Genomic DNA, 16,947 nt, shown 5'->3' with positions numbered 1-16,947 from the left:
TGCTTTGGAGCCAAGAAGCCGGCACGAAGAGAACAGATTGCCGGCGTAACTGACGTATTGTAACGCTGTCCGACCCATGACGCCAACGTGCGCCCGGATCGACCGATACCTCCGTCCCTTAATTGAACCGTGCAAGGGAAACACGGACCGCTCCGCCTCCGGCTCGCCCGCGGGGACAGGCGAGCCGGAGATGAGGGAGTGCGATTAGAGCCTGTGACCGGCTCTTAGGTTCAATCCGCTTGCTTGCGCAGGAACGCCGGGATGTCGAAGTGATCCATACCCGAGCTTTCCAGTGCACGCACCTGGGCCGACGCCTGGCTGCGCGGATTGCGCATGACCGACGGCATGTCCAGATTGCGGTAATCGCCGCCTTGACCGGCCGGCATCGTGCCCATGGGCATGTTGTCGGTACCGGTGCGCAGCACCTCAGCGGTGTTCTGCACCAGCTGCGGACGCGCTTGCGCACGGCCCAGGCCAGTTGCCACCACGGTCACGCGCAGGTTTTCACCCATCGACTCGTCATAGGCCGTACCGAAGATCACGGTGGCGTCGTCCGAAGCGTAGCTGCGGATCGTTTCCATGATTTCGCGCGTTTCGCGCATCTTCAGCGTGCGGCTGGCGGTGATGTTGACCAGCACGCCGCGAGCGCCGTTCAGGTCCACGCCTTCCAGCAGCGGGCAAGCAATGGCGTGCTCGGCAGCGACGCGAGCGCGGTCTGCGCCCGAAGCCGATGCCGTGCCCATCATGGCCTGGCCTTGCTCGCCCATGATCGTCTTCACGTCTTCGAAGTCGACGTTGACGTTACCTTCGACGTTGATGATTTCGGCGATACCCGCGCAAGCGTTGTGCAGGATGTCGTCGGCGGAACGGAAGCAGTCTTCCTGCGTCGCGTCCTCGTCCATCAGTTCATAGAGGTTCTCGTTGAGCACCACGATGAGCGAATGCACGTGCTTGGCCAATTCCGAGATACCGTCCTCGGCCATCTTCAGGCGCTTATTGCCTTCGAACGTGAAAGGCTTGGTGACCACGCCCACGGTCAGAATGCCCAGTTCCTTCGCCACTTCGGCCACGACCGGACCTGCGCCGGTGCCGGTGCCACCGCCCATGCCGGCGGTGATGAAGACCATGTGAGCGCCGTTCAGCGCAGCACGGATCTCCTCGCGCGCGGTTTCAGCCGACGCACGTCCTTGCTCGGGCTTGGCGCCCGCACCCAGGCCAGTACGGCCCAGACGAATTTGCACCGGGGCGTTGGTCGCCGCCAGTGCCTGCGCATCGGTGTTGGCGCAGATGAAATCCACGCCGTGCACGCCGCTGCGAATCATGTGCGCGACAGCATTGCCGCCCGCACCGCCCACACCAACGACCTTGATTACGGTCCCTTTGGTGTTGTTCTCAAGCATCTCAAAGTTCATCATGATGACTCCCTCACAAGTCCGATTTTGCAAATCACAAAAATTCCCCAACAACCTATATTTTGTGAATCGCCTCAAAGCCGATGCCGACTACATAGGTCCGCGACGGGTTTGAGACGCCTCCTCTTTCTGGCGCGCCCCGCAAAACAACCGCGAGTCACACCAAGGAGCAGGCCCCTACCTGCACCTTTCAATTCATAAACCATTCCTTCATGCGCGCCAGCAGGCTCTTGAAATTGCCGGTCTGGGCGGCGACCTTGCGGCCGCGCACACGCTGCATCCGTGCTTCCTGCAACAAGCCCATCACCGTCGAGAAGCGCGGATTACGCATCACGTCAGCCAGGCTGCCTTCATATTCGGGAACCGCCACGCGCACCGGCTTCAGGAACACGTCCTCGGCCAGTTCGATCATGCCGGGCAGTTGCGCCGACCCGCCGGTCAGGACCACGCCCGAAGCCAGCAAATCTTCGTAGCCGGAATCGCGCACCACCTGCTGCACCAACGTGAACAGTTCTTCGACGCGCGGCTCGATCACGGCGCCCAGCGCCTGGCGCTTCACTTGGCGCGGGCCACGGTCGCCCAGGCCCGGCACTTCCACGGACTCGTCCGGGCTGGCCAGCACCTGCTTGGCCACGCCGTAGCGCAGCTTGATTTCTTCAGCGTCCGGCGTCGGCGTGCGCAGCATGGCGGCGATGTCGTTGGTGATCTGGTCACCGGCAATCGGCAGCACCGCGGTGTGGCGGATCGCACCGCCGGTGAAGATGGCGACGTCGGTCGTGCCGCCGCCGATATCCACCAGCACAACGCCCAGTTCTTTCTCGTCGGCGGTCAGCACGGCCAGGCTGGATGCCAGCGGTTGCAGGATCAGGTCTTGCACTTCCAGGCCGCAGCGGCGCACGCACTTGACGATGTTCTGCGCGGCGCTGACCGCGCCCGTCACGATGTGCACGCGCACTTCCAGGCGCAGGCCGCTCATGCCGATGGGCTCGCGGATGTCTTCCTGGCCGTCGACGATGAACTCCTGCGTCAGCACATGCAGCACCTGCTGGTCCGTCGGGATGTTCACCGCTTTGGCGGTCTCGATGACGCGGGCAACGTCGGTGGCGGTGACTTCTTTGTCCTTCACAGCGACCATGCCGCTGGAATTGAAGCTGCGGATATGGCTGCCGGCAATGCCGGTGTAGACGTCGCGAATCTTGCAATCTGCCATCAGCTCGGCTTCTTCAAGCGCGCGCTGAATGGAATTCACAGTGGTCTCGATATTGACGACCACGCCCTTGCGCATGCCGCGCGATTCGTGCTGGCCCAGGCCGAGCACTTCGAATCGCCCTTCGGGCAAAATTTCAGCCACCACAGCCACCACCTTGCTGGTGCCGATATCGAGGGCGACGATAAGGTCCTTGATGTCACGGGTCATGGCGTTAGCGTTTCTTGGGAGGTTTCGGTGTGGATTTGGATTTGGTTTCCGACGCGGGCAACGGAGCCAGCGCCAGGGCGAAACCATTCGGATAGCGCAGGTCGGCCTGCGTGATGGTGCGCCCTTCCAGGCGTCCCGACACGGCGGGCCACGCCTGCACAAAGCGTTGAATTCGGGCCGCGAACGGCAGCGCGCCGGGCAGGCCATGCGGGTCCGGCGCATCGGCGCCCGGATCGCGGCCCAAGTCCAGCATCATGCCGTTGGACAACACCACCCGCCAGGCGTAGCGCGGGCTGAGCTCCAGCTGTTTGACATGCATGTCCAGCGGCGCGAACCAGCGCGCCAGCTCGGCGTAGCGCTGCACGACGAGCGGCTCCGTGCCCTCGGGCCCGGAGAACTGCGGCAGTACGGTTTCGTCGTCCACCTCGCCCGTGTTCGCCGTGAACGCTTCGCCCCAGGTGTTGATCATCTGGTTCTCGTTCCACAGCGCAAGCGGCTGCTGTTCCTCGATGCGCACGCGCAGCACATTGGGCCAGATCCGGCGCACGGTGGCATGGCGCACCCACGGCACCGATTCGAAGATCTCGCGCGCGTCGTCCAGGTCCACCGTGAAGAAGTTGCCCTTGAAGCGCCCCGCGATGGCGGATCGCACCGCTTGCGGCGACACATAGTGCAGCTCGGTGTCCGGCATCGATTCCAGCTCGATGGCCGTCAACGTGAAGAACGGGCGTTGCGCTACCCACACCACGCCCGCGATGAGCATGGCGCAAACCGCCAGCACGGCTAGCGTGTTGGCGATCAGGTTGGTAGTACGAGCGTCGTTCCACACGGATTATCCAGGTCAAGCGTTACGCGCGGCGCTGTGCACTTTGCACGACGCCTCAGACAAAATTGCCACGCACAGATCGGCGTAGCTGATCCCAACGGCCTTCGCGGCCATCGGCACCAAAGAATGGCTGGTCATGCCAGGCGAGGTATTCATTTCAAGCAGCCACGGCCGGTTGTTGCGGTCGAGCATGAAGTCGGCGCGGCCCCAGCCTTCGCAGTTCAGCGCCTGATAGGCCTTCACGGCAATGGCGGCGACTTCCTCAGCCACGCCGTCCGGCAGCGTCGCCGGGCAGAAGTACTGCGTGTCGTCCGAGAAATACTTGTGCTCGTAGTCGTAGTTGCCGCCGGGCGCCGCGATCTCGATCACGGGCAATGCGCGTGCGCCCTTGCCTGCACCCAGCACGGCCACGGTCAGCTCGCGGCCGGTGATGAATTGTTCGGCCAGCACGACGCTGTCAAAGCGCGCGGCAGCCGCGTAGGCTTCCTTCATGTCGGAATAGCCCACCACCTTGGTGATGCCGACGGTGGAACCTTCATGCGGCGGCTTGATGATCAGCGGCAAGCTCAGACGGTCGGGCACCAGACGAAGTTCCGTGTCGGCGTCCAGCACTTCAAAATCAGGCGTGGGCAGACCAATCTGTTGCCACACGCGCTTGGTCATGGTCTTGTCCATGGCCAGCGCGGACGCCATCGGGCCGCTGCCGGTGTAAGGAATGCCCAGCAATTCCAGCGCGCCTTGAATCGTGCCGTCTTCACCATAGCGGCCATGCAGCGCGATGAAGACGCGGTCGAAGCCTTCGGCGGCCAGCTCGGCCAGGCTGCGTTCCCCCGTGTCGAACAGGTGCGCGTCCACGCCGGCGCTGGCCAGCGCCTGCTGCACGCCCTTGCCGGACATCAGCGACACTTCGCGCTCGGCGGAACGCCCGCCGTACAAGACACCCACTTTGCCGAATTGCGTGCTCATGCCAGCTCTCCTACTTGGCCAGGGACTTTGCTGATCGAACCCGCGCCCATCACAATCACCACATCGCCATCGCGCACGAAGTCCACCACTGCCTGGGGCAGCTCGGCCACGTCTTCGACGAACACCGGTTCCACCTTGCCGGCCACACGCAGCGCGCGCGACAGGGCGCGGCCGTCGGCGGCCACCAGCGGCGGCTCGCCGGCCGAATAGACCTCGGTCAACAACACCGCGTCGGCTGTGCCCAGCACGCGCACGAAATCTTCAAAACAATCACGCGTCCGCGTGTAGCGATGCGGCTGGAACGCCAGCACGATGCGGCGATCAGGCCAGGCGCCGCGCGCGGCGGCCAGCGTGGCGGCCATCTCAACGGGGTGATGGCCGTAGTCGTCGATGACGGTGAATGTGCCGCCGCCATGGCTGGCCGGCACGGGGAATTCGCCCGTCTGCGTGAAACGGCGGCCCACGCCCTTGAAGGCGGCCAGCGCGTCGCAGATGGCGTCGTCGGACACGCCCAGTTCCGTTGCCACGGCGATTGCGGCCAGGGCGTTGCGCACGTTGTGCAGGCCCGGCAGGTTCAGCACCACTTGCAACGGCGGCAGCAGCGTATCGCGGTGCGTGCGCTGCACGTTGAAGCGCATGCGCGTGCCTTCCGGCTGCACTTCATAGGCGCGCACTTGTGCGTCTTCGTTCAGGCCGTAAGTGGTGATCGGCCGCGACACGAAGGGCATGATCTCGCGCACGTTCGCATCGTCAGAGCACAGCACGGCGCTGCCATAGAACGGCAGGCGCTGCGTGAATTCGATGAACGCACTTTTCAGGCGCGCCACGTCATGGCCGTAGGTGTCCATGTGATCGGCATCGATGTTGGTCACGATGGCCATCACCGGCAGCAGATTCAGGAAGGACGCGTCGGACTCGTCGGCCTCGACCACGATGTAGTCGCCCTGGCCCAGGCGCGCATTGGCGCCGGCGGAGTTCAACCGGCCGCCAATCACGAATGTCGGGTCCAGGTCACCGGCGGCCAGCACGCTGGCCACGAGGCTGGTGGTCGTGGTCTTGCCGTGCGTACCCGCCACGGCGATGCCACGCTTCAAACGCATCAGCTCGGCCAGCATGATGGCGCGCGGCACCACGGGGATGCGCGACGCGCGGGCGGCGATCACTTCAGGGTTGTCACCCGCCACCGCCGTGGACGTCACGATGGCGCCCGCCCCCGTGACGTTGCTGGCCACGTGGCCGATCGCGATCTTCACGCCCAGGCTGGCCAGACGACGCGTCACAGCGGACTCGTTCAAGTCGGAGCCGCTGATGGTGTAGCCCAGGTTGAGCAGCACTTCGGCAATGCCGCTCATGCCCGAGCCGCCGATGCCTACAAAATGGATATGTTGAATTCTGTGTTTCATGATGAACGCCCCGCTGCTTGTTCACAGACGTCGGCGATATGCGCTGCCGCTTCCGGGTGCGCATGCGCGCGGGCACGGATGGCGACGGCTTCCAGTTCTTGTCGGGTACGCTGGGCCAGCCAGTCCGCCAGCCACTCGGGCGTCAAGGCGGTCTGCGGCTGGAGCCAGGCGGCCTCGGCGTCGCTTAAGAAGCGCGCGTTGGCGGTTTGATGATCATCGATGGCATGCGGGAACGGCACGAACAGCGCGGCGACGCCAGCGGCCGCCACTTCGGACACCGTCATGGCCCCCGCGCGGCAGATCACCAGATCCGCGTCGCCCAAGGCGCCCGCCATGTCATCGATGAACGCGCGGCAGTCAGCCTCTACGCTCGCTTGGGCATAGGCCTGCTGCAACGCGGGCAAATGTTGTTCGCCGGCCTGATGGATGACCATCGGACGGCTCTCTTGCGGCAAGCGCGCCAGCGCTTGCGGAACGGTCGTGTTCAGCGCCTGCGCGCCCAAGCTGCCCCCCACGACGAGCACGCGCAGCGGGCCCGTGCGGTTGGCGTAGCGCGTGGCCGGGTCCGGCAGCGCGCACAAGTCGGCACGCACCGGGTTGCCCATGGCTTCGCCCTTGGGCAGCACGCCGGGGAACCCGCTCAACACGCGGCGCGACATCTTCGCCAGGCACTTGTTCGCGGTGCCTGCCACGGCATTCTGTTCATGCACCACCAGCGGCGTGCCGCGCAGCGCAGCAATCACGCCGCCCGGGAACGCCACGTAGCCGCCCATGCCCAGCACCACGTCCGGACGCACATCCGACAAACGCGACCACGCTTCTCCGAACGCGCGCAACAGCAGGAACGGCAGCTTCAGCAGCGCGGATGCGCCCTTGCCGCGCACGCCTTGAAAGCGCAACGGCACCAGTTCGATGCCGCGCGGCGGCACGAGCTTGCCTTCCATTTTGTCGGGATTGCCCAGCCACAGCACGCGCCAGCCGCGCTCGCGCAGCACATCGGCAACCGCCAGGCCCGGCATGATGTGTCCGCCGGTGCCACCGGCCATGATCAGGATGGTGCGGGCCGCGGTCATACTCGCCCCCCACGCATCATGACGCGGTTTTCCACGTCGACCCGGATCAGCATTGCCAAGGCGCACAGGTTCATCACCACGCCCGAACCGCCATAGCTCATCAGCGGCAGCGTCAAACCCTTGGTGGGCAGCAGGCCCAGGCACACGCCCATGTTGATGAACGACTGCACGCCGAACCACATCGCCACGCCATGCGCCACCAGGCCCGCGAACGTGCGTTCCATGGCGATGGCCTGACGGCCGATATCGAAACCGCGATAGATGATGATGGCGAACAGCGTGATCACCGTCATCACGCCAATAAAGCCCAGCTCTTCGCCCACCACCGCCATCAGGAAGTCGGTGTGCGCTTCGGGCAGGTAGTGCAGCTTTTCAACGCTGGCGCCCAGGCCGACGCCGAACCATTCACCACGACCCAAGGCAATCAGCGAATGCGACAGCTGATAGGCGCTGCCGTAAGCGTTGTCTTCGTTCCAGGGGTCCAGGTAGGCAAACAGGCGCGCACGGCGCCACGGCGACAACCAGATCAGCATCAGGAACGTGCTCACCAGCACGGCCAGCAGGCTGCTGAAGTATTTGCCGTTGATGCCGCCCAGGAACAGGATGCCGATGGCGATGGCCACGATAACCATGAACGCGCCCAGGTCGGGCTCCAGCAGCAACAGCATGCCCACGCCGGCCAGCGCAAACGCCATCGGCAAGAAGCCGCGGGCGAACGCCTGCATGTGCTCTTGCTTGCGCACGGTGTAATCGGCGGCGTAGAGCAAGGCCGCCAGCTTCATCAATTCAGACGGCTGGAAGTTCAGCGGACCCAGCGGAATCCAGCGGTGCGCGCCGTTGACTTCACGGCCGATGCCGGGAATCAGCACCGCCACCAGCAAGATCATCGACACCACGAACAGCGGCACCGCCATGCGCTGCCAGACCCGGATGGGAATGGCCAGCACCACGGCGCCCGCGACCAGCCCGGCGCTGACGAACAGGCCGTGGCGGATCACGAAGTAATAACGCCCATAGGACGCGTAACGCGGGCCGTCGGCCAGCGCGATCGACGCCGAATACACCATCAGCAAGCCGAGCAGCAACAGCGTCGATGCCGCGATGACCAGCGGCAGATCGAAGTTGCGCATCTTGGTACGGCCGGGCCGTACGGCATTGACGCTGGCGGTGAGATCGGCGATCAGGCTCATGCCACCTCTCCACGGTCGCGGGCCAGGTCTTCGACCTCTTCCACGAACACCTGCCCGCGATGCGGGTAGTTGCGGAACATGTCCAGGCTGGCGCAGGCCGGCGACAGCAGCACGGCGTCGCCAGGCTGCGCCAATTCGGCTGCGCCGCGCACGGCATCATGCAACGATTCAACGGTGATGCAGTTGACGCCCGTCGGCGCCAGCACGCGGCCAATTTCGGGGCCATCCACACCGATCAGCATCACGGCGCGCGCATGACGCGACACCACCGGGATCAGCGGAGAAAAATCCTGGCCCTTGCCCTGGCCGCCGGCGATCAGCACCACCGGTTGGCCCAGGCCTTCCAGCGCGGCGACGGTGGCGCCCACGTTGGTGCCCTTGCTGTCATTGATGTAGTCAACGCCGCCAATCTGGCGCACGAAGGCCGCGCGGTGCGGCTCGCCCGCGTATTCACGCAGCGTGCGCAGCATGGCGCCCCAGCCCAAGTCCAGACAGCGCGCCAGTTGCAAGGCGGCCAGCGCATTCAGGGCGTTGTGGATGCCGCGGATGCGCAGGGCGTCCACCGGCATCAGGCGGCTCATGCGGCCGTTGGCGCGCACGGGTTCGGGCGCATCTTTCTTGCGGCGCACGGGCGGCGCGGGTTCGTCGAAATCGCTGGGCTCGGAAGCCACCAGCCAAGCTACGCCCTGCCCCAGTTCCAGGCCCATATCGCCCACCAGTTCCGGCATGTCGCGGCCAAAAGTGCGCACATTCAGCGCGTTCACCGTCGGCACCATGCGCAGCGTCATCGGGTCGTCGCGGTTGACGATGGCGATGCGCGCCATCTTAAAGATGCGCGCCTTGGCCTCGGCATAAGCGTCCATGCCGCCATGCCAGTCCAGATGATCTTGGGTGACGTTCAGCACGACGGCGGCGTCCGCCTTCAGCGACTGCGTCGTTTCCAGCTGGAAGCTGGACAGTTCCAGCACCCAGACTTGCGGCAGCGCGTCGTTGTCCAGCGCATCCATCAGCGCGGTCAATGCTGCCGGGCTGATGTTGCCAGCCGCCACAACGGTCAGGCCGCTGGCGTCGATCAAGTCACGCGTGAGCGCCGTCACCGTGGTCTTGCCATTCGTGCCCGTCACGGCCAACAGGCGCGGACGGTATTCACGCGTCTCGGCCAGATCGGCCAGTGCGCGCGCAAACAATTCAATTTCACCGACGACTTCGATGCCGCGGGCTTTCGCCTCGCGCAGCAGCTCGGCGGCGGGCGGTAGCGCGGGCGCCAGGCCGGGGCTCAGCACCACCTGGTTCACACCATCCAGCAACGCCACGTCAAAGGACGCGTCGCAGCCCAAACGGTATTCCACATCGCTTTGCGCCAGCGCGTCACGCAGCGCGGCAAGGCCGCCCGGCTCGGCGCGTGTGTCGGCCACGCGCAAGCGGGCGCCCAATCGGGCGCACCAGCGAGCGGCGGCGACACCCGTCTCGCCCAATCCGAGGATCAGGACGAGCGGCGCGTCAGCGCGGGAGGGTTCAATCGTATTCATCGCAACTTCAGCGTAGAGAGGCCGATCAGCACCAGCATCATGCTGATGATCCAGAAACGCACAACCACCTGGGTTTCTTTCCAGCCACCCACTTCAAAGTGATGATGCAACGGGGCCATGCGGAATATGCGTCTACCTGTTCCATAACGTCGCTTCGTGTACTTGAACCAGGTCACCTGGATCATCACCGACAGCGTTTCCACCACGAACACGCCGCCCATGATGAACAGCACGATTTCCTGGCGTACGATCACGGCGATGGTGCCCAGCGCGCCGCCCAGCGCAAGCGCGCCGACGTCACCCATGAAGACCTGCGCCGGATACGCGTTGAACCATAAAAATGCCAAGCCCGCGCCCCCGATCGCCGCGCACAGCACCATCAATTCCGAGGCGCCGGGAATATACGGGAACAGCAGATATTTGGAATAGTCGACGCGGCCGACGACGTAGGCGAAGATGCCCAACGCGCTGCCGACCATCACGGTCGGCATGATGGCCAGGCCATCCAGGCCGTCGGTCAGGTTCACGGCGTTGCTGGTGCCGACAATCACGGCCCACGTCAGCGCCACAAAACCCAGCACGCCCAGCGGATAGCTCACCGATTTGAAGAACGGCACGATCAAGTCGGCACGCGTGGGCAACGCCATCGTGAAGCCGCTGCCTACCCAGGCCTTGAACAGCGGCCACAATTCAGTGTTGGCGGGCGCGGACACGGCAAACGCCAGATACACGGCGGCGATGATGCCGATCGTGGCCTGCCAGAAGAATTTCTGCCGTGCGGGCATGCCTTCCGGATCGCGATAGACCACCTTGCGGTAATCGTCCATCCAGCCGATCCAGCCGAAGCCGAACGTCACCAGCAGCACGACCCACACGAAACGGTTGGTCCAGTCCGCCCACAGCAAGGTGCTGATAGCGATGGAAATAAGGATCAGCACGCCGCCCATCGTGGGGGTGCCGGTCTTGACCAGATGCGTTTCCGGACCGTAGGCGCGCACGGCCTGGCCGATCTTCATTTCGGTCAACTTGCGAATCACATGCGGACCGGCAACCAGGCCGATCAGCAACGCCGTCGCGCACGCCAGCACGGCGCGCAAGGTGATGTATTCGAACACGCCCAGGGCGCGTACATCATCAGAAAGCAGACGGGCGATTTCAAGCAGCATGGTGCTCTCCCTGCCCCTTGGCCGCCGTCGCGTCATTCATAGAAAAAGCCGTCACTACCCGCTCCATGCGCATAAAGCGCGATCCCTTTACCAATACGCAGGACGCGCGCAAACCGCGCAAGGCGGCAACCACTTCGTCTACCGATGCGCAGGCGTGCGCGCCAACACCGAATGCGGCCGAAGCCGCCTGGCTGGCGTCGCCTAGCGTGATCAGCGCGTCAAGCCCATGCTCGCGCGCGTAATTGCCCACCTCGGCATGCAAGGCGGGGCCGTTGTCCCCGATTTCACCCATGTCGCCCAGCACCAAAACACGCTTGCCGGCAATGCGCGCCAACACGTCGATGGCCACGCGAACGGAATCGGGGTTGGCATTGTAGGTGTCATCAATGAGCAACGTTCCGTCACTCAAATGTTTGTGCTGCATGCGGCCCGCAACGGGGACAAATCCCGCCAGGGCGCGCACCGCGCAATCCAGCGGCGCACCCGCCGCGATGGCGCTGGCGATTGCGGCCAGCGCGTTGCGCAGGTTGTGCAAACCCGGCACCGGCAACACCAGATCGGCCACGCCGACGGGCGTGACGACGCGGCAGCGCGTGGTGCCGACATCGGCCAGAATATGTTCCGCATACACATCCAGGCCGGGCTGCAAGCCAAATCGCAGCACGCGGCGCGGTTCGGCCAAGGCGTCCCAGATGGCGGAGTACGGTTCATCGCCGGGATACACGGCCACGCCGTCATCGGGCAGCGCCGCAATCGCCGCGCCGTTTTCGTGCGCCACCGCTTCCACGGTGTGCATGAATTCCTGATGTTCGCGTTGCGCGTTGGTCACCAGCGCAACCGTGGGCGCGGCCATGGCGGCCAATTGCGCGATTTCGCCCGGGTGGTTCATGCCCAGTTCGAAGACGGCCGCGCGGTGCTCGGTGCGCAAGCGCAACAGGGTCAGCGGCACGCCGATGTCATTGTTCAGATTGCCGGCGGTGGCCAGACGGCCGGCCTCGCCCTGCCATTCGGCCAACATGGCCGAGATCATTTCCTTGGTGGTCGTCTTGCCGTTGCTGCCGGTCACGGCCACCACGGGCAGCGTGAACTGCGCGCGCCAGGCCGCGCCGATGCGCATCAGCGCAACGCGCGTATCGCCCAGCACCAGTTGCGGCAGCTTGGCGTCGCCAACGGCATGCGCCACCACCGCCGCGCATGCGCCACGGCCTTCGGCCTGATCCAGATAGTTGTGCGCGTCAAAGTTCTCGCCCACCAGCGCGACGAACAATTCACCCGTGCCGATGCGGCGGGTGTCTGTCGACACGCCCTTGACCTGCGGCAGCAGCAGCGCCAGCCGTGCCCACTCGCGGTCATCAAAAGGCAGCTTTTCGCCGCCAATATCCTGATAGGTCTCGTGCCCCTTGCCGGCCAGCAGCACCACGTCGTCGGGCGACGCGGACCAGATGGTCTGCATGATGGCGCGTGCGCGATCCACCTGAACGTCGGCCTTTGCGGCTGCGGGAATGCCCGCCAGGATCTGCTCGACGATCGATTCAGCAGATTCCGTGCGCGGGTTGTCGCTGGAGACTACGACGTGGTCAGCCAGCTCTGCGGCAATGCGGCCCATCTCGGGGCGCTTGCCCGGATCTCGCTCGCCGCCGCAACCGAACAGGCAGATCAAGCGGCCGGACCGCGCCACGGCTACGGCGCGCAATGCGGTCAACGCACGCGACAGCGCATCCGGCGTGTGGGCGTAATCCACCACCACCAGCGGGCCGCCGCGGCCTGCCGGCGTCTGGGTCGAAACCGGCACCGTTTCCACGGTTTGCAAACGGCCGTCAACGGGGTCCGTCGCGGCCAGTTCACGCGCGATCTGCGCAAACGGCAGGCCAAGCTTGTACAGCACGCCCGCCACCAACAGCAGGTTCGACACATTGTGCGCGCCCAGCAGACGCGTCACGATCTGCGCTTCGCCGTGCGGCGACACCAACGTAAAGATCTGGCCCTGCGACGTGGCCTGAAGATCACGCGCGCGCATCGCGGCGGGAATCTCAGCCGCGTCGCTCAGGCTGTAGCCCATCGCCATGCCCGCGGGCATGCTTGCGATCAGGCGGCGGCCGGCTTCATCATCGGCGTTGACGACGGCGGCGGTCAGGCCCGGCCAATTGAACAGGCGCGCCTTGGCGGCCTCGTAGCGTTCCATCGTGCCGTGATAATCAAGATGGTCGCGCGTCAGGTTCGTGAAGGCGGCCAGCGCCACACGCACACCGTCCAGGCGGCCTTGTTCAATACCGATCGACGACGCTTCCATCGCCACGGCTTGCGCCCCCGCGTCGCGCATGGCGGCCAGGGTGCGGTGCACGGTCAGCACGTCGGGCGTGGTCAGGTCACCGCCCAGCGTACGGCCATCGGGCAGCACGGCGCCCAAGGTGCCGATGGTGCCGCAAGGCTTGTCGTTGCGGCTCAGCGCGTGCGCGATCCATTGCACCGACGAGGTCTTGCCATTCGTGCCCGTTACCGCCACCACCGCCAGCGCAGCCGACGGGCGGCCATACCACGTGTCAGCCAGCTCGCCGAGCAAGGCGCGCAGGCCGGTGACCGGCAGCATCGGCGTGTCGGCCGCGGCGGTCTGGATGGCGTCGTTGGCGGGGGCTTCAAACAGCACGGCGCTGGCGCCCAGCGCCAACGCCTTATCTATATAGAGACGTCCATCGCTGGACAGGCCCGGGCAGGCGACGAACACATCGCCCGGCTCGATATCGCGCGAGTCCAGCTTGAGGTGCGCGGTCAATGAGACGCGCGCATGCAACCACGCCACGGTTTCAGCAACCGTGGCGACAGGGGTAGAGAGGAAGCCTTTGGCGCTCATCTGCCTGGCTCCTTGAGACCAGCAACAATCGTGGATTCAAAAGGCGCGTCCGGCCGCACCCCCATCAGCCTCAAGCTCCCCCCCACGATGTGGGAGAACACGGGCGCGGCAATGGCGCCGCCGTAATAACCGCCAACCGTGGGTTCGTCGATGGACACCGCCACGACAATCTTCGGGTCAGACACCGGAGCGAAGCCCACGTATGAGCTCCGGTAACGCTGCATGCTGTACTTGCCATCCACGATCTTGCGCGCGGTGCCGCTCTTGCCGGCAACGCGATAGCCCTGCACCTGAGCAGCCTTCGTGCCTTCGGGGCCAGCCGCCGCTTCCAGCATCGCGCGCACCATGGCGGTGGTCTTGGGCGTGTAGATCTTGACGCTGGTGGGGTCGCTGTCGCGCTTGACCAGCGTCAGCGACACCATGTCGCCATTGCGGGCAAACACGGTATAGGCGCGCGCCACTTGCAACAGCGACACAGACAGGCCATAGCCGTAGGCCATGGTCGCCTTTTCGATCAGGCGCCAGCGGTCCCACGGACGCAGGCGGCCAGGGGCCGCGCCGGGGAATCCCACTTGGGGCGCCTGACCCAGGCCCAATTCGGTGAAGCGATCCCACATCTCGCGGGAATCCAGCTTCTCGGAAATCATCGTCATGCCGATGTTGCTGGACTTGCGCAGCACGCCCGCCACGTCCAGCGTACCGTTGCGGCTCACGTCGCTGATCGTGCTGCCTTGATACGAGAAGCGGCCATTGCCGGTCTCGAACAAGGTCGACGTCGTGATGCGGCCCAGGTCCAACGCCAGCGCGGCGGTGAACGGCTTCATGATCGAGCCGGGTTCGAACGTATCGGTAATGGCTTGATTGCGCAGCTTGGAGCCGTGGAAGGACTCGCGCTTGTTGGGATCAAACGTCGGCACGTTCGCCAGCGCCAGAATCTCGCCCGTGTGCACGTCCACGACCACGGCGGTAGCGCCCTTGGCCTGGTGCTTGTCCATGGCGTCCTTCAATTCCTTGAACACCAGGTACTGCAAGCGGGTATCGATGGACAGGCGCAGATCGCGGCCATCAACCGGCAACGTGACGGCCTGCACGTCTTCAATGACGCGGCCCAGCCGGTCCTTGATGACGCGGCGGCTGCCGGGGCGGCCTTGCAACTGCTGGTTGAAGGTCAGCTCAACGCCTTCTTGCCCCTGATCTTCGACGCTGTTGAAACCCACCACGTGGGCCATCACATCGCCGTCCGGGTAATAGCGGCGGGTCTCGGGCTGCTGATGAATGCCCGGCATGCCCAGCTGCTTGATCTTGTCGGCCACATCCATGGCGACCTGACGCTTCAGGTAGACGAAGTTCTTGTCTTCGTCGACCAGGCGGTGGCGCAGATCGGCCACGGGCGTTTCCAGCAACTTGGCCAGCGCGTCCATCTGCGCGGGCGTGCCTTGCTTGGCGTCTTCGGGAATGGCCCAGATAGCGCGCGCCGGCACGCTGGACGCCAGCACGGCGCCATTGCGATCCGTGATCTTGCCGCGTGTGGCGGCAAGCGTCAGCGTGCGTTCGTAGCGGCGTTCACCCTGCTGCTGCAGAAACTCCGTCGACAACCCTTGCAGAAACAGCGCGCGGCCAGCCAGCACCGTGAACCCGCCAAACAGCAGGATCAGGACCAGGCGTGCGCGCCAGGTGGGCAATTGCCCGCGCAGTACGGGGTTGTCGAAGAAGGGAACGCGTTTCATTGCGCGCCTCCGGTTGCGGAGACGGGCGCTTGATTCAAGTACAGCGTGCGGTCCGGAACGATGGGGATCATCTTCAGGCCGTCACGTGCAATGACGTCCACCCGCGCGTTGCGGGCGAGTTCGGCGCGGTCGAGCTGCAGGCGGCGCCAATTGGTTTCGAGGTCGCGCGCTTGCGCCTGATCGCGTCCCAGCTCAACGAAGAGCTGGCGCGACTGATACCGGCTGGTGACCAGGGAAATGGCCGACAGCATCAGTAAAGCCGCAACGATCAGGTTGACACGACCCATTAGCGCCGCCCCCCTTTGCCGCCGCGCCGAGGCGGCGGAGCCAGGTCGCTGCCGGGCAGCGAGCCGATCTTCACAAACGCGAAACCGCCCTCGGGGGGCAGCGGCGTTTCGGTGCGTTCGGCAACGCGCAGGACAGCGGAGCGGGCGCGGGCATTGCCGGAGACTTCATCGTCTTCGGCCTGAACACGGCCCAGGGAACGCAGGACGGGCTGGGGCATTTCGCTTTCGCGCAGCGGCAGGCGTGCATGCGCGGCGGCCGGACGAGCCGCCGCCACGATGCATTGCTTGACCATGCGGTCTTCAAGCGAATGAAAGCTGATCACCGCCAACCTCCCCCCTGGGGCAAGCAGGTCTAGAGCTGCCGCGAGGGTGCGCGCGAGCTCTTCGAGTTCCCGATTGATGTAAATCCGTAGAGCTTGAAAGGTGCGTGTGGCCGGATGCTGCCCCTTTTCGCGCGTGCGGACGGCGCTGGCGACGCACTCGGCAAGCTCGAGCGTGGTGCGCAGCGGCCTTGTTGCGCGGCGAGCAGCAATCGCCTTTGCAACCTGAAAAGCAAACCGTTCTTCGCCATAATCCGCTATGACCTCCCGCATCTCATCCACACTGGCTTGCGCCAGCCAATCCGCCACCGTGGGACCACGAGTGGTGTCCATCCGCATATCGAGCGGGCCATCTCTCATGAACGAGAAGCCACGCTCTGCGTCATCAATCTGAGGCGACGAAACGCCCAGATCCAGCATCACGCCATCAACCTTGTCGATGCCGAGCTGCTGCAATTCTTCTGCCATGGTGGCAAAGCCGCCATGAATAACCGTGACCCTGGGGTCCGCCGCCGCCAACGCATTGGCTACCGCGATCGCCTCGGGGTCCTTGTCGAACACCACCAGCCGCGCAGATTTGCCCAAACGCCCAAGCAGTTCGCGACTGTGCCCGCCGCGGCCAAAAGTGCCGTCGACAAACACACCGCGTTCCGCCCGCGTAGCCGTATCCGGCTCGGTCTGCGTGTGCGACCGTGTCGCGCCCTTGCCGCCGAAATCGGGCAGCAATAGTGCGTCCACCGTCGGCTCCAGCAGAACGGGCCGATGTTCGAATTCCATAAATTT

The 16,947-nt window shown here is 64.9% G+C and carries 13 protein-coding genes; all 13 read right to left on the bottom strand.

Going from position 1 to position 16,947, the window contains the following annotated elements; genetic code table 11:
- Positions 1–230: 230 nt before the first annotated feature.
- Positions 231–1,415: a cell division protein FtsZ gene (gene ftsZ, locus HV765_RS29805; protein WP_054420454.1), complete on the bottom strand. Its 1,185-nt coding sequence runs from the start codon at positions 1,413–1,415 to the stop codon at positions 231–233.
- A 187-nt stretch (positions 1,416–1,602) separates the two neighbouring features.
- Positions 1,603–2,829 carry a cell division protein FtsA gene (gene ftsA, locus HV765_RS29800; RefSeq protein ID WP_006217473.1) on the bottom strand — a complete coding sequence of 409 codons (1,227 nt, stop codon included), beginning with the start codon at positions 2,827–2,829 and terminating at the stop codon, positions 1,603–1,605.
- 4 nt (positions 2,830–2,833) lie between these two features.
- On the bottom strand, positions 2,834–3,658 hold the full coding sequence (locus HV765_RS29795; protein ID WP_054420453.1) for a cell division protein FtsQ/DivIB: 825 nt from the start codon (positions 3,656–3,658) through the stop codon (positions 2,834–2,836).
- Between the two features lie 12 nt (positions 3,659–3,670).
- Positions 3,671–4,621, bottom strand: coding sequence for a D-alanine--D-alanine ligase (locus HV765_RS29790; protein WP_054420446.1), 951 nt, complete (start codon positions 4,619–4,621; stop codon positions 3,671–3,673).
- Positions 4,618–6,024, bottom strand: a complete 1,407-nt coding sequence (gene murC / locus HV765_RS29785; RefSeq protein ID WP_054420445.1) for a UDP-N-acetylmuramate--L-alanine ligase — start codon at positions 6,022–6,024, stop codon at positions 4,618–4,620. The genes HV765_RS29790 and murC overlap by 4 nt, the downstream gene beginning before the upstream one ends.
- Positions 6,021–7,097: an undecaprenyldiphospho-muramoylpentapeptide beta-N-acetylglucosaminyltransferase gene (murG, locus tag HV765_RS29780; RefSeq protein WP_175171829.1), complete on the bottom strand. Its 1,077-nt coding sequence runs from the start codon at positions 7,095–7,097 to the stop codon at positions 6,021–6,023. Before murG ends, murC begins: the two co-directional genes overlap by 4 nt.
- Positions 7,094–8,287, bottom strand: a complete 1,194-nt coding sequence (ftsW, locus tag HV765_RS29775; RefSeq protein ID WP_054420441.1) for a putative lipid II flippase FtsW — start codon at positions 8,285–8,287, stop codon at positions 7,094–7,096. The genes murG and ftsW overlap by 4 nt, the downstream gene beginning before the upstream one ends.
- A complete protein-coding gene (murD, locus tag HV765_RS29770) occupies positions 8,284–9,816 on the bottom strand; it encodes a UDP-N-acetylmuramoyl-L-alanine--D-glutamate ligase (protein WP_175171827.1) in 1,533 nt (510 codons plus the stop codon). Before murD ends, ftsW begins: the two co-directional genes overlap by 4 nt.
- Complete coding sequence (gene mraY / locus HV765_RS29765; protein ID WP_054420438.1) at positions 9,813–10,982, bottom strand: phospho-N-acetylmuramoyl-pentapeptide-transferase; 1,170 nt, start codon at positions 10,980–10,982, stop codon at positions 9,813–9,815. The genes murD and mraY overlap by 4 nt, the downstream gene beginning before the upstream one ends.
- Positions 10,972–13,830 carry a bifunctional UDP-N-acetylmuramoyl-L-alanyl-D-glutamate--2,6-diaminopimelate ligase MurE/UDP-N-acetylmuramoyl-tripeptide--D-alanyl-D-alanine ligase MurF gene (gene murF, locus HV765_RS29760; protein ID WP_175171826.1) on the bottom strand — a complete coding sequence of 953 codons (2,859 nt, stop codon included), beginning with the start codon at positions 13,828–13,830 and terminating at the stop codon, positions 10,972–10,974. Before murF ends, mraY begins: the two co-directional genes overlap by 11 nt.
- On the bottom strand, positions 13,827–15,557 hold the full coding sequence (locus HV765_RS29755) for a peptidoglycan D,D-transpeptidase FtsI family protein (RefSeq protein ID WP_054420435.1): 1,731 nt from the start codon (positions 15,555–15,557) through the stop codon (positions 13,827–13,829). Before HV765_RS29755 ends, murF begins: the two co-directional genes overlap by 4 nt.
- Complete coding sequence (ftsL, locus tag HV765_RS29750; RefSeq protein WP_054420433.1) at positions 15,554–15,844, bottom strand: cell division protein FtsL; 291 nt, start codon at positions 15,842–15,844, stop codon at positions 15,554–15,556. Before ftsL ends, HV765_RS29755 begins: the two co-directional genes overlap by 4 nt.
- Positions 15,844–16,941, bottom strand: a complete 1,098-nt coding sequence (gene rsmH / locus HV765_RS29745; RefSeq protein ID WP_054420432.1) for a 16S rRNA (cytosine(1402)-N(4))-methyltransferase RsmH — start codon at positions 16,939–16,941, stop codon at positions 15,844–15,846. The genes ftsL and rsmH overlap by 1 nt, the downstream gene beginning before the upstream one ends.
- Positions 16,942–16,947 lie beyond the last annotated feature (6 nt).

It is taken from the genome of Achromobacter kerstersii, assembly GCF_902859595.1.
Taxonomy (GTDB): Bacteria; Pseudomonadota; Gammaproteobacteria; order Burkholderiales; family Burkholderiaceae_B; genus Achromobacter; species Achromobacter kerstersii.
This window is presented reverse-complemented; position numbering and strand designations above follow the sequence as displayed.

What these genes read in the sequence shown, in the direction of transcription:
- murG (WP_175171829.1), bottom strand. Translation starts at nt 7,097, where the DNA reads ATGACCGCGGCCCGCACCATCCTGATCATGGCCGGTGGCACCGGCGGA.
- rsmH (WP_054420432.1), bottom strand. Translation starts at nt 16,941, where the DNA reads ATGGAATTCGAACATCGGCCCGTTCTGCTGGAGCCGACGGTGGACGCA.
- mraY (WP_054420438.1), bottom strand. Translation starts at nt 10,982, where the DNA reads ATGCTGCTTGAAATCGCCCGTCTGCTTTCTGATGATGTACGCGCCCTG.
- murC (WP_054420445.1), bottom strand. Translation starts at nt 6,024, where the DNA reads ATGAAACACAGAATTCAACATATCCATTTTGTAGGCATCGGCGGCTCG.
- ftsW (WP_054420441.1), bottom strand. Translation starts at nt 8,287, where the DNA reads ATGAGCCTGATCGCCGATCTCACCGCCAGCGTCAATGCCGTACGGCCC.
- murD (WP_175171827.1), bottom strand. Translation starts at nt 9,816, where the DNA reads ATGAATACGATTGAACCCTCCCGCGCTGACGCGCCGCTCGTCCTGATC.
- HV765_RS29755 (WP_054420435.1), bottom strand. Translation starts at nt 15,557, where the DNA reads ATGAAACGCGTTCCCTTCTTCGACAACCCCGTACTGCGCGGGCAATTG.
- ftsL (WP_054420433.1), bottom strand. Translation starts at nt 15,844, where the DNA reads ATGGGTCGTGTCAACCTGATCGTTGCGGCTTTACTGATGCTGTCGGCC.
- murF (WP_175171826.1), bottom strand. Translation starts at nt 13,830, where the DNA reads ATGAGCGCCAAAGGCTTCCTCTCTACCCCTGTCGCCACGGTTGCTGAA.
- ftsA (WP_006217473.1), bottom strand. Translation starts at nt 2,829, where the DNA reads ATGACCCGTGACATCAAGGACCTTATCGTCGCCCTCGATATCGGCACC.
- ftsZ (WP_054420454.1), bottom strand. Translation starts at nt 1,415, where the DNA reads ATGATGAACTTTGAGATGCTTGAGAACAACACCAAAGGGACCGTAATC.
- HV765_RS29790 (WP_054420446.1), bottom strand. Translation starts at nt 4,621, where the DNA reads ATGAGCACGCAATTCGGCAAAGTGGGTGTCTTGTACGGCGGGCGTTCC.